23 protein-coding genes are annotated in these 22323 nt (G+C 42.6%); 9 read left to right on the top strand and 14 right to left on the bottom strand.

The window, feature by feature from the left end; genetic code table 11:
* Nucleotides 1-193: 193 nt before the first annotated feature.
* From NSQ54_17665 to NSQ54_17680, 4 genes are all read right to left on the bottom strand, one after another.
* The gene (locus tag NSQ54_17665) at nucleotides 194-1144 is read right to left on the bottom strand and encodes a nuclease-related domain-containing protein (GenBank protein ID WYP26133.1); all 951 of its coding nucleotides are present in this window, start codon (nucleotides 1142-1144) and stop codon (nucleotides 194-196) included.
* Between the two features lie 72 nt (nucleotides 1145-1216).
* Nucleotides 1217-2812, bottom strand: coding sequence for a CTP synthase (locus NSQ54_17670; protein ID WYP26134.1), 1596 nt, complete (start codon nucleotides 2810-2812; stop codon nucleotides 1217-1219).
* Nucleotides 2813-3031: 219 nt separating this feature from the next.
* Nucleotides 3032-3577, bottom strand: coding sequence for a DNA-directed RNA polymerase subunit delta (gene rpoE, locus NSQ54_17675; protein WYP26135.1), 546 nt, complete (start codon nucleotides 3575-3577; stop codon nucleotides 3032-3034).
* A gap of 115 nt (nucleotides 3578-3692) precedes the next feature.
* Complete coding sequence (locus NSQ54_17680; protein ID WYP26136.1) at nucleotides 3693-4304, bottom strand: TetR family transcriptional regulator; 612 nt, start codon at nucleotides 4302-4304, stop codon at nucleotides 3693-3695.
* Between the two features lie 129 nt (nucleotides 4305-4433).
* On the opposite strand from NSQ54_17680, the gene cls reads away from it, so the two are divergent.
* Nucleotides 4434-5630: a cardiolipin synthase gene (gene cls, locus NSQ54_17685; protein ID WYP26137.1), complete on the top strand. Its 1197-nt coding sequence runs from the start codon at nucleotides 4434-4436 to the stop codon at nucleotides 5628-5630.
* On the opposite strand, the gene NSQ54_17690 is transcribed toward cls, so the two are convergent.
* Genes NSQ54_17690 through NSQ54_17700 form a run of 3 tightly spaced genes read right to left on the bottom strand, consistent with a single transcriptional unit; the run spans nucleotide 5627 to nucleotide 8264 of the window.
* Nucleotides 5627-6112 (bottom strand): DUF456 domain-containing protein, encoded by a 486-nt coding sequence (locus NSQ54_17690; protein WYP26138.1) that lies wholly within the window; start codon nucleotides 6110-6112, stop codon nucleotides 5627-5629. The genes cls and NSQ54_17690 overlap by 4 nt on opposite strands.
* 7 nt (nucleotides 6113-6119) lie before the next feature.
* Complete coding sequence (gene argS / locus NSQ54_17695; GenBank protein WYP26139.1) at nucleotides 6120-7790, bottom strand: arginine--tRNA ligase; 1671 nt, start codon at nucleotides 7788-7790, stop codon at nucleotides 6120-6122.
* Between the two features lie 30 nt (nucleotides 7791-7820).
* Nucleotides 7821-8264 carry a DUF1934 family protein gene (locus tag NSQ54_17700; GenBank protein ID WYP26140.1) on the bottom strand — a complete coding sequence of 148 codons (444 nt, stop codon included), beginning with the start codon at nucleotides 8262-8264 and terminating at the stop codon, nucleotides 7821-7823.
* Nucleotides 8265-8404: 140 nt separating this feature from the next.
* Between NSQ54_17700 and NSQ54_17705 the strand changes: the two genes are divergently transcribed.
* Both NSQ54_17705 and ybaK read left to right on the top strand, forming a co-directional pair.
* Nucleotides 8405-8578 carry a CsbD family protein gene (locus NSQ54_17705; GenBank protein WYP26141.1) on the top strand — a complete coding sequence of 58 codons (174 nt, stop codon included), beginning with the start codon at nucleotides 8405-8407 and terminating at the stop codon, nucleotides 8576-8578.
* Nucleotides 8579-8793: 215 nt separating this feature from the next.
* Nucleotides 8794-9270, top strand: a complete 477-nt coding sequence (gene ybaK, locus NSQ54_17710) for a Cys-tRNA(Pro) deacylase (protein WYP26142.1) — start codon at nucleotides 8794-8796, stop codon at nucleotides 9268-9270.
* Between the two features lie 34 nt (nucleotides 9271-9304).
* Here ybaK and speE read toward each other — a convergent pair whose 3' ends face one another.
* Complete coding sequence (gene speE, locus NSQ54_17715) at nucleotides 9305-10132, bottom strand: spermidine synthase (protein ID WYP26143.1); 828 nt, start codon at nucleotides 10130-10132, stop codon at nucleotides 9305-9307.
* Nucleotides 10133-10277: 145 nt separating this feature from the next.
* Between speE and NSQ54_17720 the strand changes: the two genes are divergently transcribed.
* The 3 genes from NSQ54_17720 to pepF all read left to right on the top strand — a co-directional run bounded on the left by NSQ54_17720 (nucleotide 10278) and on the right by pepF (nucleotide 14432).
* Complete coding sequence (locus tag NSQ54_17720; GenBank protein WYP26144.1) at nucleotides 10278-12335, top strand: PBP1A family penicillin-binding protein; 2058 nt, start codon at nucleotides 10278-10280, stop codon at nucleotides 12333-12335.
* A 17-nt stretch (nucleotides 12336-12352) separates the two neighbouring features.
* Nucleotides 12353-12544 carry a hypothetical protein gene (locus NSQ54_17725; protein ID WYP26145.1) on the top strand — a complete coding sequence of 64 codons (192 nt, stop codon included), beginning with the start codon at nucleotides 12353-12355 and terminating at the stop codon, nucleotides 12542-12544.
* A gap of 100 nt (nucleotides 12545-12644) precedes the next feature.
* Entirely contained in the window at nucleotides 12645-14432 is a 1788-nt protein-coding gene (gene pepF / locus NSQ54_17730; protein WYP26146.1) for an oligoendopeptidase F, read from the top strand.
* A 263-nt stretch (nucleotides 14433-14695) separates the two neighbouring features.
* Here pepF and NSQ54_17735 read toward each other — a convergent pair whose 3' ends face one another.
* On the bottom strand, nucleotides 14696-15625 hold the full coding sequence (locus tag NSQ54_17735) for a Gfo/Idh/MocA family oxidoreductase (GenBank protein WYP26147.1): 930 nt from the start codon (nucleotides 15623-15625) through the stop codon (nucleotides 14696-14698).
* A gap of 191 nt (nucleotides 15626-15816) precedes the next feature.
* On the bottom strand, nucleotides 15817-16344 hold the full coding sequence (locus tag NSQ54_17740; protein WYP26148.1) for a YwhD family protein: 528 nt from the start codon (nucleotides 16342-16344) through the stop codon (nucleotides 15817-15819).
* A 283-nt stretch (nucleotides 16345-16627) separates the two neighbouring features.
* On the opposite strand from NSQ54_17740, the gene NSQ54_17745 reads away from it, so the two are divergent.
* From NSQ54_17745 to NSQ54_17755, 3 genes are read left to right on the top strand one after another with little or no spacing between them, the layout of a single operon-like run.
* Nucleotides 16628-17809 (top strand): processed acidic surface protein, encoded by a 1182-nt coding sequence (locus tag NSQ54_17745; protein WYP26149.1) that lies wholly within the window; start codon nucleotides 16628-16630, stop codon nucleotides 17807-17809.
* Nucleotides 17806-18471 carry a class D sortase gene (locus NSQ54_17750; GenBank protein WYP26150.1) on the top strand — a complete coding sequence of 222 codons (666 nt, stop codon included), beginning with the start codon at nucleotides 17806-17808 and terminating at the stop codon, nucleotides 18469-18471. Before NSQ54_17745 ends, NSQ54_17750 begins: the two co-directional genes overlap by 4 nt.
* Before the next feature lie 49 nt (nucleotides 18472-18520).
* On the top strand, nucleotides 18521-18712 hold the full coding sequence (locus NSQ54_17755) for a 2-hydroxymuconate tautomerase (protein WYP26151.1): 192 nt from the start codon (nucleotides 18521-18523) through the stop codon (nucleotides 18710-18712).
* A 26-nt stretch (nucleotides 18713-18738) separates the two neighbouring features.
* Here the strand turns inward: NSQ54_17755 and NSQ54_17760 are convergent, their stop codons facing one another.
* The 4 genes from NSQ54_17760 to NSQ54_17775 all read right to left on the bottom strand — a co-directional run bounded on the left by NSQ54_17760 (nucleotide 18739) and on the right by NSQ54_17775 (nucleotide 22210).
* On the bottom strand, nucleotides 18739-18915 hold the full coding sequence (locus NSQ54_17760) for a hypothetical protein (protein ID WYP26152.1): 177 nt from the start codon (nucleotides 18913-18915) through the stop codon (nucleotides 18739-18741).
* 109 nt (nucleotides 18916-19024) lie between these two features.
* Nucleotides 19025-19528 carry a YwgA family protein gene (locus NSQ54_17765; GenBank protein WYP26153.1) on the bottom strand — a complete coding sequence of 168 codons (504 nt, stop codon included), beginning with the start codon at nucleotides 19526-19528 and terminating at the stop codon, nucleotides 19025-19027.
* A 15-nt stretch (nucleotides 19529-19543) separates the two neighbouring features.
* The gene (locus NSQ54_17770) at nucleotides 19544-20848 is read right to left on the bottom strand and encodes an HD domain-containing protein (GenBank protein ID WYP26154.1); all 1305 of its coding nucleotides are present in this window, start codon (nucleotides 20846-20848) and stop codon (nucleotides 19544-19546) included.
* Between the two features lie 114 nt (nucleotides 20849-20962).
* A complete protein-coding gene (locus NSQ54_17775; protein ID WYP26155.1) occupies nucleotides 20963-22210 on the bottom strand; it encodes a dicarboxylate/amino acid:cation symporter in 1248 nt (415 codons plus the stop codon).
* Between the last annotated feature and the right edge of the window lie 113 nt (nucleotides 22211-22323).

The raw sequence follows: 22323 nt of genomic DNA on the forward strand, positions 1-22323 counted from the left end.
GAGTGACAGACGCATTTTCAACTGTCCACTTTCTTGACAGAACTCCAGCACACGCTTTTTTGCGCATTCCTACACTTTTTGAGCACCTCACACGCTTTTTTGCGCATCCTACACTTTTTTGAGCACCACACCCTCTTCCCCGCGCATCCCAAACTTTTATGAGCACCGCAACCGCTTTTCCGCGCGCGCATTATCACCTCTTTTTTGCACATTCAGCTTCAAATTCTTTTAACATTCGATAGGCTGTGTGTCTCGATTCGATGCTTAGATATGCTCGGGCTTCTTTGTTTGTAAGTTTTTTATCAAATATATTGGAGAATTGCTCGATTGCTTGGAGATGAGCGGGTTTGGAAAAGTGTTTGCAGCGGATACAGTACCAGCTTCCATTCTTTTTGGAACGAGTCATGTTGGGTTGGTTACAAGAGGGACAATCTACTCCTTTACGGAGATCTGAAGGTTTAATTAAGTAGGATTCAAGCGGGAAGATCCGTTCTGGAACGTGTGCATTTTTGAGGCAGTCTGTTAATTTGATTATGTCTGTAGTTTTTAGCTTTTTCACGGGAAACTGGCTTTGAATTTTTTCAAGTTTGTTCGGAAGATATTCTGCTCTTATGATTGAGGGATGGTCGGTTTCCATCATGGTTGTTGGGTTAGAAAAAGCGATGAGCGACTTTATGGGGATCGAAGGAAAACGGTGATTTAAAAGAAAGTGCTGCAGTTGAATGTGTTGTCGATGAATTTGAGTTAAAGGATTTGGTAAGCTCTCCACTCGATCATGTAGTTTTCGGATCATTTGGCCTGAGGCTTGTTCAAAATGAATGCTGCCAGCAATATTTTTCACTTCAACAATTGATATAAATTGAGAGCATACAACTAGTGTATCAATTTGAAAAAAGGTTTGATTGATTCCACTGATTCGTAAGTCATGAAAAAGGAAAAAATCATCATTTAAAAACTGAAGATGATAATCCAATGTTTGTTCTCCCTGAAATCCTAACTCTCTTTTCGTCAGATCATGATAAACCGTTTGGTAGCTGGTATGATGGGGGATAAGTCTGGCATGAAGAGCTCGGAGCTGCTTTAACTTTGACGGCATACTTCTTTCTTTAACTTGTTTGATGGCGGATCCCTCCTTGCCAATCATATTCGACACCCACCTCCCCCACCCCTCCAACAAAAAAAGAGCGCAGATCCAAGTCTGCGCTCTCTACTGTATTTATTTTACGGATGCTTTGATAAAGTCTCTGAACAACGGCTGCGGGCGCGTTGGTCTTGAGACGAATTCTGGGTGGAACTGGGATGCGACAAAGTATGGGTGGTCAGCTAGCTCGACGATTTCTACAAGGCGGCCGTCTGGGCTTGTCCCTGAGAAGATAAAGCCTTCTGCTTCCATTTGTGCGCGGTATTCGTTGTTGAATTCGTAGCGGTGACGGTGGCGTTCGTATACGACTTGTTCGCCGTATGCGTCGCGTGCCACGGTTCCGTCTTGTAGCTTACACGCATAAAGGCCAAGACGCAGGGTTCCTCCAAGGTCTTCTACGTCTTTTTGTTCTGGTAATAGGTCAATGATTGGGTATGGAGTGTCTGGGTTTAACTCAGCTGAGTTGGCCCCTTCAAGACCTAATACGTTACGTGCGTATTCAACGGATGCAAGCTGCATGCCTAGGCATATGCCGAGGAATGGCACTTTGTTTTCACGCGCATAACGGATGGCTGTGATTTTTCCTTCGATTCCGCGATCTCCGAATCCACCTGGTACGATAACGCCGTCTACTTCTTGTAGGCGATCCGCTACGTTTTCATCGGTGATTTCTTCTGCATTGATCCATTCGATTTTGATGTCTGCGTCATAAGCGTAACCAGCGTGACGTAAGGCTTCTGCAACGGATAGGTATGCATCTGGTAGAGAAACATATTTTCCAACTAGGCCGATGCGAACGGTGTTCTTCAGATTACGCACGCGCTCAACTAACTCTTCCCACTCGGTCATATCCGCTTGTTTTGTTTCTAGTTTTAAATGATCACATACGATGTCATCTAGTTTTTGTTTTTGAAGAGCCAGTGTTACTTGGTATAACACGTCTGCGTCTTCTGCTTCGATGACTGCTTCTTTACGAATGTCACAGAACAAGGCAATTTTTTCTTTCATATCTTGTGGAACTGGACGTTCTGTACGAACAACAATGACGTTTGGCTGGATGCCTAGAGATCGAAGCTCTTTCACGCTGTGTTGTGTTGGTTTTGATTTCATTTCTCCTGCTGCTGCAAGGTAAGGAATCAATGTACAGTGAACGTACATCACATTCTCATGGCCAACATCACTCTTGATTTGGCGGATCGCTTCAAGGAACGGTAAGCTCTCGATATCTCCAACGGTTCCACCAATTTCAGTAATGACTACATCTGCATTGGTTTCTTTTCCAGCGCGGAATACACGCTCTTTGATTTCATTTGTAATATGTGGAATAACCTGAACCGTTCCACCAAGGTAATCTCCACGACGCTCTTTTTTCAGAACGGTCGAGTAAATTTTCCCTGTTGTTACGTTGCTGTTTTGGCTTAGGTTAATATCAATAAAACGCTCGTAGTGTCCAAGATCCAAATCCGTTTCAGCACCGTCATCTGTAACAAATACTTCACCGTGCTGGTACGGGCTCATTGTTCCCGGGTCCACGTTAATGTAAGGGTCAAACTTTTGAATCGTTACACTTAGTCCTCTATTTTTCAGGAGTCTCCCTAATGAGGCTGCTGTGATCCCTTTTCCAAGTGATGATACGACGCCGCCTGTCACGAAAATATACTTTGTTGCCATGCCTGATCTCTCCTTTTTGCTGCTTGCCCTATTGGCTGCATCTACTCTTATGATTCCTTGGAAGCCAGATATAAAACAAAAAAAACAAAAGCGGTGGTTTCCCTATATGCAGGGGGGCACACGCTTTTGTTTCTCAATCATCTATGTCAGTTCATTATACTATTTCTTAAGCCCAAGCATGATTCTACATAGAAATTGTGGATAAGTCAACCCTTTGTCTTAACGATCTTCCTCTTCTTCATCAAACGACTCTTCGTCGTCTTCTTCGTCGAGTTCTTCATCGTCGTCTTCTTCAAAGCCATCAAGATCTTTGTCCTCGAAGTCTTCTTCTGCATCCTCTTCGTTTGAGATCTCATCTAATTCGTCCTCAAGATCTTCAAACTCATCCTCTTCAGAATCATCCAGTTCGCTGTCGTCAACTAAGTCCAAATCATCTTCGTCATCAAATGATTTTTTCTTTTTCTTTTTCGGCGTTGCCGCTGGTACTGGCTCTTCAATTTGGTCAATTGGGTACCATGCTTTGATACCCCAACGGTTTTCTCCAAGTGTTATGAAACGTCCGTCCGTGTTTAGATCTGTGTAAAGAAAAGAGATACGCTCTTTTACTTCAGCTTTACTAAATCCTTTGATCTTCGCAATTTCATCAACTAGAGCATAGTATTCGATCGGTTGGTTTTTTTCTTGCATTAAAGCATACGTAATTTCTATCATTGATAGTTCTGATATTTCATCAGCCGTTAGTGTGTTTATGTTCAAACCGGGCACGCCCTTTCACCGTTATCTATAAGATCCAAATCATCTATCAAATTTTAAGATCATCTTTTTCATTATAAACATATTTTCATAAAATATGCTAGAGCTTCCTTCGTTCCATGCGTGTTCATGTTGAAATTAATTGGTTAATTTGCATGTCTATGTACTCTTCTAGGGTAAAATGCCTTCTGAGCGCCCATCTACGGAAGGTCCACATTTGACCTGCGACTAAAATATTATGTGTCACAAGCTTCATTTCTTTTTCTGATAGACTCAATACATTCTCTTTTTTGCAGTCAGCCAAAATTTCTTCCATCATCTCTACCATTTCTGTTTCTTTATTAAGCACATATGGAAGTGTTTCTTTTGGTAGTGATTTGGTCTCCTGGTACATAACAAGTACTTCCTCCTGCATGGAATCAATGACCAGGAAGTACGCACGAATCGCTTCTTTTAAACGTTGCAGTGCTGGACCTGTTGTGTGTAGTTGCTTTTTCAAGCGCTCGGTTACTTCATCATAAATCGCGTCACAGACTAGATAAAGTACATCTTCCTTCTTCCCAATATATTCATAGAGTGTACCTATGCTAAACCCTGATTCTTTTGCAATTTCCCTTGTTGTGGTCCGGTGGAAGCCTTTTTCAATAAATAATCGCACAGCTCCTTTGATGATCTGTTCGCGACGTTTATGTATGAGTTGTTGATCTTTCACTAGACTTGGGACGTTTTTCTTTTCCATCAGGCAACAGTCTCCCTCTCACCTATTTGCCTATATTCTACCATGAGTCTTCTCCTGATTTCAAAAGCGCTTCTCATGATTTCATTCAAATTGGACATAGTAAAGAAAAACGTATGCAAGGAGATCCTCATGAAGATTGCACTTACGATTATTTTCCTTCTGATTGCTATCATTGTTTACCTTCGAGTTGACTTTCTCGCTGGACTGACAAGATTACGCAAGCAACCCGAGCCACCTATTCAAGAAATACGCCATACAAGCACCAACCTTCTTGCAACGGGCGAAGACTTTTTTGCCAAGCTTTTTGCTGATGTCACTGCAAGCCGCCATCATGTCCATATGATGTTTTATATTTTTAAGGAGGATCATATTGGGATGAGATTAATTGAGCTTTTAGAGAAAAAGGCCAACGAAGGTGTGGATGTGAAGCTTCTCGTTGATTGGGTCGGTTGTAAGCTTTCCCGAAAAACGATTAAACGATTACAGGAGGCAGGTATCGTTTTTGCAAAAAGTCACATCCCAACGTTTCCTACACTTTTTTTCTCGTTGAACCATCGAAACCACCGGAAGTTGACGATCATTGACGGGAGGATTGGATATCTAGGCGGGTTTAATGTGGGAGATGAATACCTTGGCCGACATCCTAGGTTTGGCTTTTGGCGTGACTTTCATATGCGCTTTGAAGGAGATGGGGTACAGGATTTGCAGGACCAGTTTTTTGCTGATCTAGCACTTGCCGGTATTAAAAGTCAGCATAAAAAAAGTGATTATCCTGCGCTTGAGAAAGGACCACATCCCATTCGTTTTTTCACAACATACGGTAGGGGACTTGAGTCATTGCTCTTAGACATGCTTAAAAAAGCAAACTACTCCATTCTCCTTGGCTCACCTTATTATGTGCCAGGTGAGGCGGTCCAAGAAGCGTTGATTCAGGCTTCTCAAAACGGAATGGAGGTCAGCCTTCTTCTCCCGCAAAAATCAGATCATCCTCTCGTAAAAGAAGGATCAATGGGGTACATCCAGCGTCTGATTGAATCAGGCGTTTCGGTTTATCATTATGATCAAGGCTTCTACCACGCAAAAGCCCTGGTCATTGACCAGAGCTTCGGATGGATTAGTACAGCTAATTTAGATAAACGCAGCTTTCATTTAAATAGTGAAATGACTTGCCTGCTTGAAGATGAAGCAAGTGTCCGTATTGTCGTAACACGTATGCTCCATGATATTGAGATTTCTGAAAAGCTCACAACTCAATCCTTAAAACAGCGGAGCCTCTACAGCAAAACAAAGGAACAGCTTGCTGGTATGGTTTCGGGATTACTTTAAAACAGAAAGACATCCAGTAAAAACCATACGATCAGAACGGTTTGGATAAAGGCCTTTGCCAATGTCCCGCTTAAGAAAGCGAGGAACGAGGCAAAGGCTATTTTTAAGGCGTTGTTCATGTTCCGAAAAACAATTAGCTCAACAATTAAAACGAGAGCAAACGGGACTAGGATGACTCCAAATGGAGGCATTACAAAGGCACCAACAATGACACCGATAATACCGGCCCACTCTCCCCATTTTGAGCCTCCGTACTTTTTCACAAAATATCTGCTAGCAAGTAAGTCTGCTACAAATAAGACGATGGTCAAAATCGCTGCAATGGTCCAGAACACCCAGCTGAGCGACCCTTCTGAGACTCCGAACTGGTAAATGAGAAAACCAACCCAGAGAACGAGTACAGATGGAACAATCGGAAAGATTAGACCTACATATCCAAGGATGAAGCAGGCAACAATGAGTATCCACCAAACGATATCCATGGGGGTCTTACATTTTCTCTGGTGCGCTCACACCTAGAAGGGCGAGTGCACTTTGTAGCGTAATTTGTGTAGATTTCATTAATGCAAGACGAGCCTTACTTTTCTCTGGAGCTTCTGCATCCAGCACACGTTCTGCATTGTAGAAGCTATGCAGAGCCGAAGCCAAATCATGAACATAGTTTGCAACCTTATGCGGCGTACGCTTGGCAGCTGCGTCTGCTACAACGGTAGGGAAGTCCCCAATTGCTTTTAGTAGATCATATTCTTTCACTGAATCAATTGGCGAAAGATCTGTGTCTAAGCTGTAGCTAAGGCCAAGCTCTTCCCCTTGACGAAGCATACTGCATACACGCGCATGCGCATACTGTGCGTAGAATACTGGATTTTCATTTGATTTCGATACAGCCAGATCCATATCAAATTCAAGCTGCGTATCCAAGCTTCTCATTGCAAAGAAATAACGAGTCGCATCAAGACCCACTTCCTCCATCAGCTCACGAAGCGTCACGGCTTTCCCTGTACGCTTACTCATCTTCACTTTTTCTCCGCCTTGTACAAGACTCACCATTTGCGTAATTTGAATATCAAGCTTTTCACGATTGTAGCCTAGTGCCTCAACCGCCGCTTTCATTCTCGCAATGTATCCGTGGTGATCGGCACCCATCATATCGATTAAGCGGTCATAGCCACGGTTGAATTTATCTTCATGGTACGCGATGTCTGGAAGCAGATACGTGTAGCTACCATCCTTTTTAATCAGCACGCGGTCTTTATCATCCCCGTACTTTGTTGTACGAAGCCATGTTGCCCCATCTTCTTCGTAGATTTCATCCTGCTTACGAAGAACGTCAAGTGTACGGTCAATCACACCAGACTCATAAAGAGACATTTCAGAGAACCATGTATCAAATTCAACTCGGTAATCAGCGAGGTCAATCTTAATTTTTTCAAGTGCTTTGTTTAAACCGTATGTGCGGAACGCTTTTAGACGCTCTTCATCTGCAAGCTTCAGATATGAGTCCCCCTCAGCCGTTGCAAGCTCTTGACCCATTTCAATAATATCCTTACCATGGTATCCGTCCTCAGGCATTTCCGCATCCATTCCGAGCGCTTGCTTGTAACGAGCTTCTACAGAATAAGCGAGATTGTTAATTTGGTTACCAGCGTCATTAATGTAGTATTCACGACCCATTTGATAGCCGGCCTTCTCCATGATCTTGCACATTGCATCACCAACAGCCGCTCCGCGCGCGTGCCCAAGATGAAGGGTTCCTGTTGGGTTAGCAGATACGTACTCGACTAAAATCTTCTCGCCTTTTCCTGCATCACTTTCGCCGTATGTATCAGGCTTAGACAATACGTCTTTGATGACGTCACGTAAAAACGAGTTATCCATATAAAAGTTGATAAATCCAGGACCTGCAATGTTGATTTCTGACACAGATGCCTTTTCTTTGTTCAGACGCTCTGTGATCTGCTCGGCGATTTGCTTAGGCGCTTTTTTCGCCACACGAGCTAGCTGCATTGCGATGTTTGTTGCATAGTCCCCGTGTGATTTATCCTTAGGCGTTTCAAGTAAAATATCAGGAACGTCCTGTGCTTCACACAGTCCCGCTTCTACGATCGCTGTTTTTAGTTCTTCCTTTAACAGTTGCTTCATTTGTTCAACGCTGTTCATTTGCTTGTACCCCTCTAATCAAAATGTAATTTAGTCGTCTGCTTCTTCTAATTTTAGCCGAATCTCGTGACTGCCAGTCTCCTGACCTGCAATCCAGAAACGATACCGAATATAGATGCGCCCTCTTGGCTTTTGAAACGTTGGCCATTGAACAAGGACAACTTCTGTCTCCGCTTTGGTTTCCCAAGACACCTCTGAAGTCACGTATCGTCCGAACGTTTCCTTATTTGAAACAAAGGTCTGGCGCATTAAGACATCTCCTTGGCGGATCAAGGTTAACTCTTCTCCGTCCCACTTCATCGTAGTCTGGACACTCTCATCCACACCAAACTTCTCCGTGAACCTTAAATAATCCTGTGTGCCTTTATGGTACAGCTCACCATCCGTTGTAAATTCATACGAGTCCAGCTCGCCTTGTAGCTCTATATTGGTTTGAAACGTTAAACGCAATCGTCGTTTTATCGGTTTATTCATGTGACGCACACCTTTCTCTTCTCCAAGTTTAGCGAGTTTGTCTGGCACATGCAAGATACCTATTATACACGAAAAGGTTTAACACTCAGAAAAAAAGTGTATACACTCCATGTAAGCAAAAATTAAAGGAGGCATTTCTAATGAGTAACGGTACTGGAGACAAAATCAAAGGCGCAGTCAACAAAGCAAAAGGTGAAGTGAAGGATCAAGCTGGAAATGCTACAGACAACCAGTCCCTACAAGCAAAAGGGAAAAAAGATAAAGTAAAAGGTAATGTACAAGAAGGCGTTGGAAAAGCGAAAGACGCTGAATAAATAGAGCTTTAGGAAAAACCGATGCGAGTGCATCGGTTTTTTTGTGTGGGGCTGGGGTGCGGAGGTAGTGCTAGGTTCTTGGCTCTAACGCTCCAAATTCAGAGCCTATCGCTCCAATCCCCGCTCTAACGCTCACGCCCTCACCCCCTCCTTTGACAACTCCCTCCCCACTCTTGCATCATAAATCTACAGACCACAAAAGAAGGTGCATCCACATGAAAAAGGTAAAAACCAATGCGAGCAGGCTTTTAGATCAACAAAACATTCCTTACTCCATCCTTCAATACGCGACGTCAGATGGAAAAATTGACGGAGTCTCAGTTGCTCACAAAACGAATCAGGACCCTGATCACGTCTACAAAACACTGGTCACACAAGGGTCAAACAAGCAGTATTACGTATTCCTCGTAAAGGTAGCGGACGAGCTGCACTTGAAAAATGCAGCGAAGGCTGTAAAGGAGAAGCAGCTCACAATGATTCCAGTAAAGGAGATTCAGAGCGTCACCGGCTACATTCGTGGTGGTTGCTCTCCGATCGGAATGAAGCGGACATTCCCAACGATCATCGATGAGAGTGCAACAACCCTCCATGACATGATCATTAGCGGCGGAAAAATCGGTGTCCAGCTTAAACTCCCTGTTGAATCTCTTATCTCCATCACAAACGCAACCATCGCTCCTCTTACCAAATAAAAAAGCCATGCGCGCGGGCATGGCTTTCTCTCACTTATTTTAAAAGATCTGCAACAAACTTTGGCAACGCAAAGGCTGCTTTGTGAAGCTCTTTTGTGTAGTATTTTGTTTCAATGTCATGGAAACGATCTTCACTGACTTCTAATGGATCCTTTGTTTTACTTCCAATTGTAAATGTCCAAAGTCCACTCGGGTACGTTGGTATGTTCGCTGTGTAGACACGTGTGATTGGGAAAATTTCTTTAATGTCTGAGTAGACATTACGAATCAGGTCCTGCTGGAACCATGGGTTATCTGTTTGAGCAACAAATACACCGTCTTCTTTAAGTGCTTTTGAGATTCCTTCGTAGAATCCTTTTTCAAATAGCTTCACAGCTGGTCCAACAGGCTCTGTGGAGTCAACCATGATGACATCATATTCGTTCTCTGATTTGGCAATGTGCATAAAGCCATCAGCGATTTGAACGTCTACACGCTCATCGTCAAGTGCACCCGCAATGGTCGGAAGATATTTTTTCGAGTATTCCACCACTTTACCGTCAATCTCAACGAGTGTTGCTTTCTCTACAGATGGGTGCTTCAGCACTTCGCGAATCACTCCGCCGTCACCGCCACCTACAACAAGAACGTGCTTTGGATTTGGATGGGTAAACAATGGGACATGCGCAACCATTTCGTGATAAACGAATTCATCCTTTTCGGTTGTCATGACCATGCCATCTAACACAAGCATATTACCAAACTCTTCGGTTTCAATCATATCGAGCTGTTGAAACTCTGTTTTTTCTGTATGTAACGTACGCTTAATCTTAGCCGTAATTCCAAAACGTTCTGTTTGTTTTTCTGTGTACCATAATTCCATGCGTATCACCTCGTCTTTATTTGCGTGTAACACAGCAAGTATAGCGGAAAAAACGTTTCATGCCAATTCAGCATGTTCTCATGTTTAAAAAACGTCAGAACAACCCATCCTGTATGTATTCAACATACATTGGGGGTGCATGGCTATGCAGGTTGTTCTAAGTCGGAAGAAAACGAGACGGATTCGGTTTTTGCGCTTTATGGTTCGCTCAGTGTTACTCGCTCTTATTCTATCAGGTCTATTTATTCTTGGGCTGCTTTCCTATACTCGTATGCAAGGTCCACCTCCGATCCAGGTTCCAGAGACAACCGTTTTTTACGGTTCAGATGGGTCTGTTATTGGAGAAGAACACGGAGGTCAAAATCGTTACTGGATTCCGTTTGATGAGGTAGCGCCATATGTCAGTCAAGCAACCGTTTCAATAGAGGACCGGAAATTCTATGATCACTTTGGCTTTGATTTGTGGCGAATTGGCGGAGCCATAGTCGCGAATATTAAAGCTGGTTCAAGCGCTCAGGGAGCGAGTACAATTACGCAGCAGTATGCACGAAATTTGTACCTATCTCATGAAAAAACGTGGAGTCGTAAATGGAACGAATTGATGTATTCCCTGCGACTTGAAATGAATTATAGCAAGGAAGAAATTCTTGAAGGCTATTTAAATACAGTGTATTACGGTCATGGAGCCTATGGAATTGAAGCAGCTTCTGGCTTCTTTTTTGATAAATCAGCGGCAGATCTAACGCTTGCAGAATCAGCGATGCTTGCGGGGGTTCCAAAAGGGCCGAGCTACTATTCTCCTATCATCGATTATGATCGAGCCAAAGCAAGGCAGGAGCTCATTCTTTCAAGCATGGTTGAAAATGGTTATATTACACAGGACGAGGCAGACACCGCTAAAGCAGAAGAGCTACATTTCGTACAAGCAGCAAATGCGGAAACTGAGGTCATCGCTCCTTACTTCCAGGATGTTGTCACAAATCAACTGACTTCCATCTTAGATGTCACAGAGGATGAACTTGCTACAGCTGGGTACCATATCTATACAACACTTAACCCATCTATGCAAAAAGATGCTGAGCACTGGGTGGCAGAGGAAATGCCAGACACCGACCTGCAAACATCTCTTGTTGCGATTGATCCAAGATCGGGTGGAGTGCGAGCGATGGTTGGCGGAGTCGATTATGCAGAGAGCAGCTATAATCGCGCGACGCAAAGTAAGCGTGAGCCTGGATCGACGATTAAGCCTCTTCTTTATTATGAGGCCCTGCAGCACGGGTTTACAGCTGCTTCTACCTTTGTCAGCGAGCCGACCGATTTTACATTTGACGAGGGCAGGCAGACGTATTCACCGAGAAATTTCAATCAACACTATGCCAATGATTTTATTACCATGCAGCAGGCACTCGCCGTTTCTGATAACATCTTTGCCATCAAAACGCATTTATTTATTGGACCGGATAAGCTTGTTGAAATTGCCGATACGTTAGGGCTTGGACCCTTTAAAGATGTTCCCTCTCTTGCCCTTGGTTCTCAGGCTGTCAGCTTACTTGATTTAACAAACAGCTATGTCCCGTTTGCTAACGAAGGTCTGTACGGCGAACCACAGTTTATCGTAAAAGTAGAGGATTCGGACGGTGAGATTTTGTACGAGCAAGAACCTGGGTTAACTGAAACACTTGATCCTGTTTCAAGCTTCCTGATGACCGAAATGATGACCGGCATGTTCGACCCTGCTTTAAATGGCTATACGTCGGTAACAGGAAGCTCAGTTACACCCCTTTTACATCGACCTGTTGCTGGAAAGTCCGGCTCAACTCCGAATGATAGCTGGATGGTTGGATTCACACCACAGCTTGTTACAGGGGTCTGGGTAGGACATGACAAAGGACAGAAGCTGGATCAATATGCCGAGGGTCCAATCTCCAAAAAGATCTGGGCAAACTTTACCGAGCATGCACTGGAAGGTCAGTTAAAGTTGCCTTTCCATGTTCCACAAGATGTCGTTCAGGTTGAGGTTCATCCTGAGAGCGGGTTGCTTGCAAATGAATCGTGTCCAGGCGGGGTTCCAATGTTTTTTAAAGCCGGCACGGAGCCGACTTCAGCATGTGCGAGCCCGGAAGAAGAAAAACAGCAGGAAGACGCGAAGCATGAGAAGGAACGCTTTATTGATCGATTTAAGAAATGGTTTGGTGATCACTAAGGACGAGGTGATATAGCTTGAGCACACGAACACGAATAGCCTTAATCATTGCGCTATCCACTACATTTGGTCAGACCCTGATCTTTCTCGTTGCATCGATCCTCACTGGAAACTGGAAGCTTCTCGTATGGAGCTCCTCTTTCGGTGTACTTGTCGGCATACCTGTTTTGCTAATCGTCATGAGACAGATCCGTCTGAAAAAATCATAATCACCGTATGACATTGACCCGCTTTGCATACCTATAAAGAGAACTTCAGAATAGAACATGCTACACTATGCATACATCCATACCGATGAGGAGTGATCAAATGACAACGTATAAACATAGAAGTGAAATTCCTGAAGAAGAAAAATGGAACTTAGCAGATCTGTACGCCACAGAAGCTGATTGGCATAGTGATTTAAAAAAGGTTGAAGCACTCGCACAGGAGCTTGCAGGCTTTGATGGAAACATTAACGATGGACAATCCTTATATGATTTCTTAAAAAAGCAGGAGGATCTAAGTTTTATATTCACTAAGGTTTTTGCCTACTCCATGTTCAGTACAGACATTGATACACGTGACTCAAATGCCCAATCGCTTAAAGACCGCGCGACACAGGTCAGCGTGAAGGTCGGTTCAGCGACTTCGTTCTTTATGCCTTTTCTACTAACCCTAGATGAAGCAACACTTAAGGCCTACATAAGTGAAGTGAAGGAGCTTGAATACTTTGAGGAAGACTTATGGGATTCGTTCCGATACAAAACACATGTTCTCACAAAGGAAAAAGAAGAAATCCTTTCTGCACTTGGAGAAGCGCTCTCCTCTCCTGATCGCACCTTTGGCATGCTAAACAACGCTGACATTGAGTTCGGTCAAGTGACCAATGATGACGGCGAAAAAGTAGATATGACTAGAGGCATGTATTCAAAGCTCATTGAAGATGAAGATCGCGAGAAACGTAGGGAAGCATATAAGGCATACTATAAGCCTTACGTTCAACTTAGCAACACAATTGCTTCTACGCTGTCTTCAGCCATTAAAAATAACGTGACACTCTCTAAGCTGCGCAACTATGACTCCGCTCTTAGCAAATCGCTATTTGGAGACCAGGTTCCAACAGAAGTGTATGATAATCTGATTGCAACCGCTAAGAAAAATCTTGAACCGTATCATCGGTACACAGCGATTCGTAAAGAAATCTTAGGTCTAGATGAATTGCGACAATATGATTTGAATGTCTCGCTTGTAAGTGGCGCTAAAAAAGATATCTCGTATGAGGAAGCCTACGAAACGATGTTAACGGCACTTGCTCCTCTCGGAGACGATTACATCCAAACGCTTCGTGACTTTAAAGAAAAGCGTTACATTGATGTTCGTGAAACACCGGCGAAACGCTCTGGTGCTTACAATATGGGAGTATACGGGGTTCATCCGTTTGTCTTGCTTAATCATCACGATGATCTTGATAGCCTGTTTACACTTGCTCACGAGATGGGACACGCGATGCACAGTCACTACTCAAGCAAACATCAGCCTCAGATTACAGCGAACTATACCATTTTTGTAGCTGAAGTAGCATCGACTGTAAATGAAGTGCTATTGATTCACCACTTACTTGAACATTCAAAAGACAAGGACATGCGAAAGTACCTGCTTAATCACTTTATTGATCAATTCCGCGGCACATTCTTTACTCAGGTCATGTTTGCTGACTTTGAAAAGCAGACACATGAACTCGCTGAACAAGGTGAACCGCTAAACGCTGAAACGTTTAACGCCATTTACGAAAAGCTCTTCCGCGAATACAATGGTCCGGACATCGAATTTGATGAGGAAGTGAAATACGGCTGGTCGCGCATTCCGCACTTCTACCGTCCGTTTTATGTCTATAAATATTCAACAGGCTTCGCGTCTTCCATTCAAATTGCCAAACGCATCTTGAACAAGGAAGAAGGCGCTCTTGAAGACTATCTGACGTTCCTGAAAAGCGGAAGCTCTGAATACCCGCTTGAGCTACTGAAAAAAGCAGGAGTAGACTTAACCACACCTGAGCCGATTGAATCAGCGCTTGCCTATCTGGGTGAAATTGTTTCTGAGTTTGAATCGTTATAAAAGTGAGGTTTGGGCATATTAGTTAGTAAAACTTGAACATAGGAACAAATCCGCTACAGGAGAATCCCTCGCACCCACAAGAACGGCCTCAGCCCCCTCCGCGGGAAGAACGCCGCTACAGTGTCTTCACCGCGTTCTGTTCCATAGGAGTCTCGGGTTCACACCCGCTAGTCTGATTAAAAAGTACAAATGGCGAATGATTCGATCGTAGAATCATTCGCCATTTTCCAGTTATATTTTAGTTTTGCCTCAGCCTCATTCAATTAAAGCTTTCTGGAGTCCTCAATTAATTCTTCTAACAATTTTTGTGAAGCAAGTCCTTCTGTTGCCGACACAGCAGGCATTTCATCGTCAATCAAACACTGAATAAAATGTTCAATGGCTTGAGCAAAGCCCTTTTGTTCTAAAGTGGTTTCCCATGAGCCTGAAAATGAACTCGTGACTTGATTGTTCTTTTCACTTTCAAAGTGGTTCATGTTTTTCACACGATACACAGCGCCTTCGGTAATGAGTTCAATCTGCTCTAAATTCGTCCCCGCTCCCCTATGCATCGAGCTTGTCAGAAGAAGATTTTGCGCTGAGAGATACTGTTGCTTTGTATGAGCTAATTTGGTGTCATTCAGTTTAATGAACCCATTCTCAAATGTAACCTCGCCATTTGCTAACCAACGTACTGTATCCACTAAATGTAAGTAATCATCTAAAAGGATATGCTCATACGAATACGAATCATAGCTTGAATCCAGCCGATGCTTCTCAAGATTGATCCAGGCGCTATCCTGTTGTTTGACTAATTCTTTTAGCTTCACATACATAGGCGAAAAGCGGCGATTAAATCCAACCATTAGCTTCCTGCCAAGTTTTTCACTTAGTTGAACTAACTCTTCTGCTTGTTCCGTTGTTTCTGCAAGAGGCTTGTCTACATATACGTCTAAACCGTTTTGAAGCAATTGGGATACAATCTCATAGTGAGTTTTTGTTGAGCTATGTACAAAGACGGCATCACATGACTCACTTAATGACTGAAGATCTTCAAATGGTTTGATCCGATATTGCTTACAGATCTGTTCTCTTTTATCGGCATTCGGTGTATACGCGCCAACAAATGTCCAGTTCGTTTCTTTTGTTAATATAGGAAGGTACGCCTTTTGAGCAATTCCACCTAGGCCAACCATGCCGATTCTTGGTTTCATATGAAGTCCTCCAACAAAAAGTTAATTTATAAACCGATTTCAATTATTAGTATACATCTTCTTAGCGCCCGAGCAGCGGCGACAACACAAGAATGCCAACAAGTACACCTAAAATAAAAATCCCTACATACTTTTTCTTCATAACGCCACTCCTCCACATAAAGAAAAGAGCTATCGCTAGCTCTTTCCCTTTAGTCTTTTGCTAATGCCACGTGCAGCTCTTCTTCTGAGCGATTCCACATGTCTTCATTATGGTTTTTAAGAAACTCTGCAAGTAGGACACGGGATTTCTTTTCCATGTCATCCACTAAAATATGTCCTTTAAGCGACTTATCCATTTTATTTACGTGCTCCGGCATACTTTTATACCCACGTCTAATTTCTGTATCAACAAGCATTTCGCAGCCAGCCACCCCACCGTAATAGGGTTTGCCTTCTTTTGTTGAAATTGTTACCCATACTAACCAATACAGCTTACCATTTGGTACTTTATCTTTTTCCTTTAAAAACTTAATACGCTTCTCAACTGCAGATCGTGCATGAAGTGCTCCGAGATCAACAAACACTTCTTCTTCTGCTGGATCTACAAACACAGGTGTAATATTGTCTAGATTTAACGTCCCGACACCAAACCCACCATGACCATCCGTGGAATCTCCACTTAAAATCGTAAACCCATCCGTTTTCTTCTTTAAGTTTTTGTTATTTAAAAGATCCATTTGTATGAACTCCCTTTCATTATTCAGCCGTTAGTCATTCTTTCTTTTAGTTTAACATACCCCAACCCAATTGAACTATTGCAAGACCTGTGCAAATGTCGACAGCTTCCACCAAACGTTGACAGGAGTATTCAGTAGTTATGATGAACATTTAGGAGCATATGCGACTTGACAGACAATAATATAAAATATTTATAAAATATGAAAAAATATATGGAAATTTCAAGACTATCAGACTATAATCAGTTCAGCAGTATCAATATATTTCCTTGGGAGGAAAAAGATGAAGCGTTTTGTATCGATGTTTTTAGTGGTTGCACTATTAGTATTTACGGTACCAACAGTCAGTTTTGCTGCAGTAACGGATGAAGAGTTAGAAGGGTATTTAGCAGAAAAGAATATTACAAGAGAGCAGTTAGATGACTATTTTTCTATCTTTGATACAACGGTGGATGAATTTGAAGATATAGAAGATCTAGAAGGGTTCGTATGGATATTATCCGATGAAGTTGATGAAGGATACACGTTCCTCGATATGCTTATTGACAACTTTGAAACTACATACGAAGAACTTGAAGCGTTACTCGCCGAAAATAATACATCTGTTAATGAATTTATTTTCTATGAAGAACTAGAAAATTATTTATGGGAGAATTACGAGTGGGATCTTTCTTGGGACGAAGAATGGACTGAGGAAGAAGAATGGGAAGAGATTTCTTTTGATGGCCTTTTTGATGAAATCGGACTATCTGATAAAGAACTCGAAGCATTGTTCGAGCACCTAATTAACGTTGTTGAACAAAACCCTGAGGCAATTGATCAACTTCTAGCTCTTGCTGAGCGCATGGAAGCTTTCGGTGATTTTGAATCTTCTACCGAACTAACAGCAGAAGAAATCGCTGAACTCTTTGCCATTGGTAACGAATTAATTAAAGTATTACAAATGAACCCTGAGTTTTATCTAGCAAAACCAGGTGAGCAAAAGCCGATTAGCTTCGCTGATCTATTAAAGCTGACTGAGTTAAAAGGGTATGACTTACTTGTTGTACTCTATGATCTTGAAGGAAATAAGCTAGCTGATTTTATTATCACTGCAGAACTATTTAACGGGAACACACTTGGTAATGTTGGCGATGACTTGGGTGAGACCGGAGTAATCGTTGAAGACGTTGTAGAAAACAAGCCAGCAACTGAGAACAAACCAGCACCTACCCCAACCCCTGCTCCACCTGCTAACACAAAAGCAGAAAAAGTGGAAAAGGTAGCGAAGGACAACAAAGCTGCTCCTGCAAAACAAAGCGAGTCTAAAAAAGACAATACCTCTTCTTCTAAAAAGGTAACAAAAACAGTAGATGGTGCAAAAATGCCTAAGACTGCGACTGATTATCCGCTGTACACGTTCATTGGTCTTGGAATGACGTTAGTTGGATTCATCTTATTCCGTCGCTTTAAAATGGCATCATGAGTAGACACGTAAATAGGACGAAACGCTCTAACAAGCGTTTCATCCTTCTTTTTTTAGCTGTCGCTCTGATTGCAGGTGGCCTGTGGTTTACGACAACCAATACGTACAAATTTGCAAAAGGATATTTCTTGTTTAAGACCGATCAAGTGGTTAGTGCTGAAGCGCCCAAGGAGGAAAAACCTTCTACTGAGGAACCTGTAGATGAACCGACTGAGCCAATTGATTGGTGGCCGGAGCAAGGTGAGTTGATGGGTGAGCTTGAAATTCCCGTTTTGAATGCCACCCTCCCTATCTATCATGGGACCGATGATAATGAGCTTGATCAGGGTATCGGTCATTTTGCACAGAGCGTACTTCCTGGTGATCCTGATAACTCTGTGTTGTCAGGGCATCGTGATACGGTCTTTCGTAAGCTTGGTGAGGTTGGAGAAGGCGATACGTTAATTGTCCGCACGCGTATCGGTGAATATACATTTAAGATTTTCAGAGAACGTATTGTCGATGAGGATGATCGTACGGTGATTGTTTCGACTGAGGATGCGCAGCTTACTCTCACCACTTGTTATCCATTTGATTTTGTCGGCGCCGCTCCAGATCGCTACGTGCTTGAAGCGGAATTAATTGATACCACTCTTTATCCGGAACTTGTTGATTTTGAATGATCGGGTCATCTGCTATACTAGAGGCAGATGAGGAGAAGGAGGGTTAGACATGCCAATTGTAACGGTTAAAATGCTAGAAGGTCGTAATGACGATCAAAAGCGCGCACTGATTGAACAGGTGACAAGCGCAGTTGTAGAGACAGTCGATGCACCTCCAGAGAACGTAACGGTCATCATTGAAGAGATGAAGCATGAGCACTACGGAAAAGCTGGGAAACGTCCAGCGATTGTAGACAAATAAAGAAAAAGAAGGTCACCCGATATCGATCAGGTGGCCTTCTTTTTGTCTCTCTTTATATAATGATGGGATGCGAACCACACCAAGAAAATAATTGTTAACACCGTATACCCTGCACCTGGCTTTTCGATCATAAGCCACAGCATCAAAGGAATACCTGTACCAAATAATACCCAAAACAACACAACAAAACTGAAGAACTTCATGGGTCTCACCCTTCACGTTGTCAAAAGTCTACTTTTACTATATAAAAAGATGACTCTTGTTGACATCGTAAAGCTGTTAAAAAACATGTGAGATTATGTCAGTCCCCTTTTATTGAACCATATTCTCCAATTGTTGTTTGTAATCCATCGCTTTTTCAAATTCTTCATCGGTAAACTTTTGTTTTGGTTTCACAGAGGTCACCTTTTCCTTAAGCTCTTCGCCTTCTAAGTGGTCAAAATACAGCATGGTTGATAAAAGCTCCAAAAACCTTGAGCTTTGTTCATTTAAGCTTGTTGTAATTGGTGTCACATCGGGCATATCAATCGTTGACAGAGAAAGAAATTGAGTTCCTTCCTCTGACAAACGATAACGATACTGATAGTAGTGACCTTTGTCTTCTCGAACCTCGTCGAGTAATCCAAGATTGGTCAATTCTTCTACTCGAAGACTTAGCTCTTCTGAATACGGTCCATAGACGTGAAAGGTATACCGTTCCCTAAACGGCAGACTCAGCTTCTTTTCTATGTAGATCATCTTTTGTAATTTCTTACGGCCGACCACTTCCCCTGCTTGTGAGAAAAATGTCATGAGCTTCGCATGTTCATCTAGCATCTATGTGCAACTCCTTCACCCTTCTTTGTTTAACAGCATGTATATCTCTCTTTTTTCTTCCTCAAACGCATCCGTTGCCTCAAGCCAATCTCCAGGGTAATACAGCTTATGGTCCGTTCGTTTTTTCCCTGAGATGGATTCAACCACATCCGACTGTCTGGACAGCTCTCTTAGCTTACCGTTTGGCAAAATGAGATGAATCGGTACTCTTTCCTCTTCTTCTCCCGGTCGATAAAAGTCATAAGGTAGGTCTGATGATGAGTCCACAACTAAGTAATAATCTGGATCAAGTCCAGCTTTTGCAAATAATTCACGCAGCCGTGCCCAATCCCCCATTTGAATGTTCGGATTCACTTCCACGTACTTAAACAACCGACGATTCATGAACCTGACACAAAGATCCTGTAGAATCTCGTCCTGTTCTTCTTGCCATATTTGAAAATAGTAGAGAACAACCGATTCGTCAAGACGCAAATAATCCTCTAGTGTTGGACTCCCATCAAAAAAGGAAAATAAATGTGTAGGAGCCTGCTGAAATTCGTATCCTTGTTTGTATAACCACTTTGCCCGTTGGAAAATCTTACTCAAAATCACTTCCGCACTTCTTGTTACAGGGTGAAAATAGACCTGCCAATACATCTGGTATCGACTCATGATGTAATCTTCTACGGCATGCATTCCGCTTTGCTTAATCACTACTTGATCTTCTGTCGGTCTCATCACTCGAAGAATTCGTTCCATGTCAAAATGACCATAGCTCACACCGATGTTATACGCATCCCGTTGCAAGTAATCCATGCGATCCGCATCAATTTGACTGGAAATCATACTTGTTACCAGTTTGTTCGATGATGTTTTCTCAATGACTTCTGCCACATCTTTTGCAAATGTCGGACTAACAGATGTTAATACGTCATTTACTTCTGTATCTCCAAGGATAATCGCTCGTGTCCAGTCCTCGTGATCAGAATGAAATACCTTTTCAAACGAATGAGAAAAAGGTCCATGACCAATATCGTGTAGTAATGCTGCAGCTAGAGCCAGAAGCCTGTCCTGTTCGTTCCAATGAGGACGCCCCTCAAATACATTAATCATTCGCCTTGTGATCTCATACACACCAAGCGAATGCGTAAAACGAGTATGCTCCGCCCCATGAAAAGTCATATAGCTTGTCCCAAGTTGTCGTACACGTCTAAGACGTTGAAATTCTTTTGTTCCGATTAATGCCCAAATGACCTTATCCCGCACGTGTATATATCTGTGAACAGGATCTTTAAATACTTTCTCTTCATCAAGCATACCCTGATACGATTCTGTCATGGCCGTTTCTCTCCATTTATGTCGATAATAGATTTATTATACATGAGTGGGTGCGATCATGAAATGAAAAACCAAGACAATATCCAACAATTGTCTTGGTTTTTATACACTCTCTTAAGAGGTAGCTTGCATCTCTTTATCTTCGTCAATGTGACCATTTTTGCGTTCTCCGTGGTCCACAATAACAGCACATACAGCGTCCCCTGTAATGTTGACTGACGTTCTCATCATATCTAGAATACGGTCAACCCCAATAACAAGAGCGATCCCTTCTGGCGGAAGGCCAACAGATGTTAAGACCATCGCTAGCATGATCATCCCTACACCAGGTACTCCTGCTGTACCGATACTTGCTAAAGTGGCTGTTAAGACAATGGTTAATAGGTCAGGCACATCTAATGTTATTCCATATACCTGAGCAATAAAAACGGTCGCAATTGCCTGCATAATAGCCGTTCCATCCATGTTGATGGTGGCTCCGAGTGGCTGTACAAAGCTTGATACCGTCTTTGATACACCTAGGTTTTCTTGTGCAGATTTCATAGATAGTGGTAGCGTCCCGTTACTACTAGATAAGCTGAAGCCCATCGCAATCGCCGGGAAGAATCCTTTGTAAAATTTAACAGGATTCATCTTACCGAAGACCGCTACTGCTCCTCCGTATGTCACGATGCTATGAATAATTAAAGCTCCAATCACACAAAGCATATACATCGCGAGTGATCTCATTGCACCAATTCCCGCACTTCCTAATGCAGAGGCAATGAGTGCACCTGCGCCGTATGGAGCAACCTTCATAATGACTCCAACAAGGTACATCATAATCTCATTACCCTGTTCAAACAGCTTTGTTATTCCCTTTACCTTATCTCCTAAGATCGCAAGCGCAATCCCCACGAATAGTGAGAAGGCGATAATTTGAAGCATCTCTCCAGAAGCCATTGCTTCAATTGGATTAGAAGGAATGATATTTGTGATCGTCTCCATAATCGGAGGCGCTTCTTCTGCCGTATAATTTTGATCTCCTTCGCCAAGCAACCCTTCATCACCTGGTTGAACAATTAATGCAATGGATAAACCAATGGCTAAAGCAATAGCAGTGGTAATTAAGAAAAATCCAACTGTTTTCCCACCGATTCTCCCAAGCTTCTTTGGATCACCCATTCCAGCCGCTCCCAATGCAATGGAGAAAAATACGAGCGGAACAACAATCATCATAATCAAGTTAAGAAAAATCGTCCCAACTGGATCGAAAAAATATGTATCCACATATTGAAAAGCATCAGGTGCAAAGATATTAAAAATAACACCAGTTACCGCACCAACTAAAAGACCAATTAATATTTTTACCGTTAAATTCATCTTTGTGCTCCCTTCACCAATGAATATTAATTCATTGATACCCTCTTAAAAGAAAATTGAAACATTTTTCCATCTGCGTTAAATATCTATTTATAAAAAGATAATTGCCATTG

Source organism: Alkalihalobacillus sp. FSL W8-0930 (assembly GCA_037965595.1).
Lineage (GTDB): Bacteria > Bacillota > Bacilli > Bacillales > Bacillaceae_D > Alkalicoccobacillus.

Excerpts from the sequence above, each read along its gene's own strand:
- argS (WYP26139.1), bottom strand. The coding sequence starts at position 7,790 with ATGAACAGCGTTGAACAAATGAAGCAACTGTTAAAGGAAGAACTAAAA.
- ybaK (WYP26142.1), top strand. The coding sequence starts at position 8,794 with ATGAAAAAGGTAAAAACCAATGCGAGCAGGCTTTTAGATCAACAAAAC.
- NSQ54_17670 (WYP26134.1), bottom strand. The coding sequence starts at position 2,812 with ATGGCAACAAAGTATATTTTCGTGACAGGCGGCGTCGTATCATCACTT.
- NSQ54_17770 (WYP26154.1), bottom strand. The coding sequence starts at position 20,848 with ATGACAGAATCGTATCAGGGTATGCTTGATGAAGAGAAAGTATTTAAA.
- NSQ54_17740 (WYP26148.1), bottom strand. The coding sequence starts at position 16,344 with ATGGATCTTTTAAATAACAAAAACTTAAAGAAGAAAACGGATGGGTTT.
- NSQ54_17690 (WYP26138.1), bottom strand. The coding sequence starts at position 6,112 with ATGGATATCGTTTGGTGGATACTCATTGTTGCCTGCTTCATCCTTGGA.
- NSQ54_17665 (WYP26133.1), bottom strand. The coding sequence starts at position 1,144 with ATGATTGGCAAGGAGGGATCCGCCATCAAACAAGTTAAAGAAAGAAGT.
- NSQ54_17680 (WYP26136.1), bottom strand. The coding sequence starts at position 4,304 with ATGGAAAAGAAAAACGTCCCAAGTCTAGTGAAAGATCAACAACTCATA.
- NSQ54_17750 (WYP26150.1), top strand. The coding sequence starts at position 17,806 with ATGAGTAGACACGTAAATAGGACGAAACGCTCTAACAAGCGTTTCATC.
- NSQ54_17720 (WYP26144.1), top strand. The coding sequence starts at position 10,278 with ATGCAGGTTGTTCTAAGTCGGAAGAAAACGAGACGGATTCGGTTTTTG.
- NSQ54_17700 (WYP26140.1), bottom strand. The coding sequence starts at position 8,264 with ATGAATAAACCGATAAAACGACGATTGCGTTTAACGTTTCAAACCAAT.
- NSQ54_17745 (WYP26149.1), top strand. The coding sequence starts at position 16,628 with ATGAAGCGTTTTGTATCGATGTTTTTAGTGGTTGCACTATTAGTATTT.
- NSQ54_17765 (WYP26153.1), bottom strand. The coding sequence starts at position 19,528 with ATGCTAGATGAACATGCGAAGCTCATGACATTTTTCTCACAAGCAGGG.
- cls (WYP26137.1), top strand. The coding sequence starts at position 4,434 with ATGAAGATTGCACTTACGATTATTTTCCTTCTGATTGCTATCATTGTT.
- NSQ54_17735 (WYP26147.1), bottom strand. The coding sequence starts at position 15,625 with ATGAAACCAAGAATCGGCATGGTTGGCCTAGGTGGAATTGCTCAAAAG.
- NSQ54_17705 (WYP26141.1), top strand. The coding sequence starts at position 8,405 with ATGAGTAACGGTACTGGAGACAAAATCAAAGGCGCAGTCAACAAAGCA.
- NSQ54_17760 (WYP26152.1), bottom strand. The coding sequence starts at position 18,915 with ATGAAGTTCTTCAGTTTTGTTGTGTTGTTTTGGGTATTATTTGGTACA.
- NSQ54_17755 (WYP26151.1), top strand. The coding sequence starts at position 18,521 with ATGCCAATTGTAACGGTTAAAATGCTAGAAGGTCGTAATGACGATCAA.
- NSQ54_17775 (WYP26155.1), bottom strand. The coding sequence starts at position 22,210 with ATGAATTTAACGGTAAAAATATTAATTGGTCTTTTAGTTGGTGCGGTA.
- pepF (WYP26146.1), top strand. The coding sequence starts at position 12,645 with ATGACAACGTATAAACATAGAAGTGAAATTCCTGAAGAAGAAAAATGG.
- speE (WYP26143.1), bottom strand. The coding sequence starts at position 10,132 with ATGGAATTATGGTACACAGAAAAACAAACAGAACGTTTTGGAATTACG.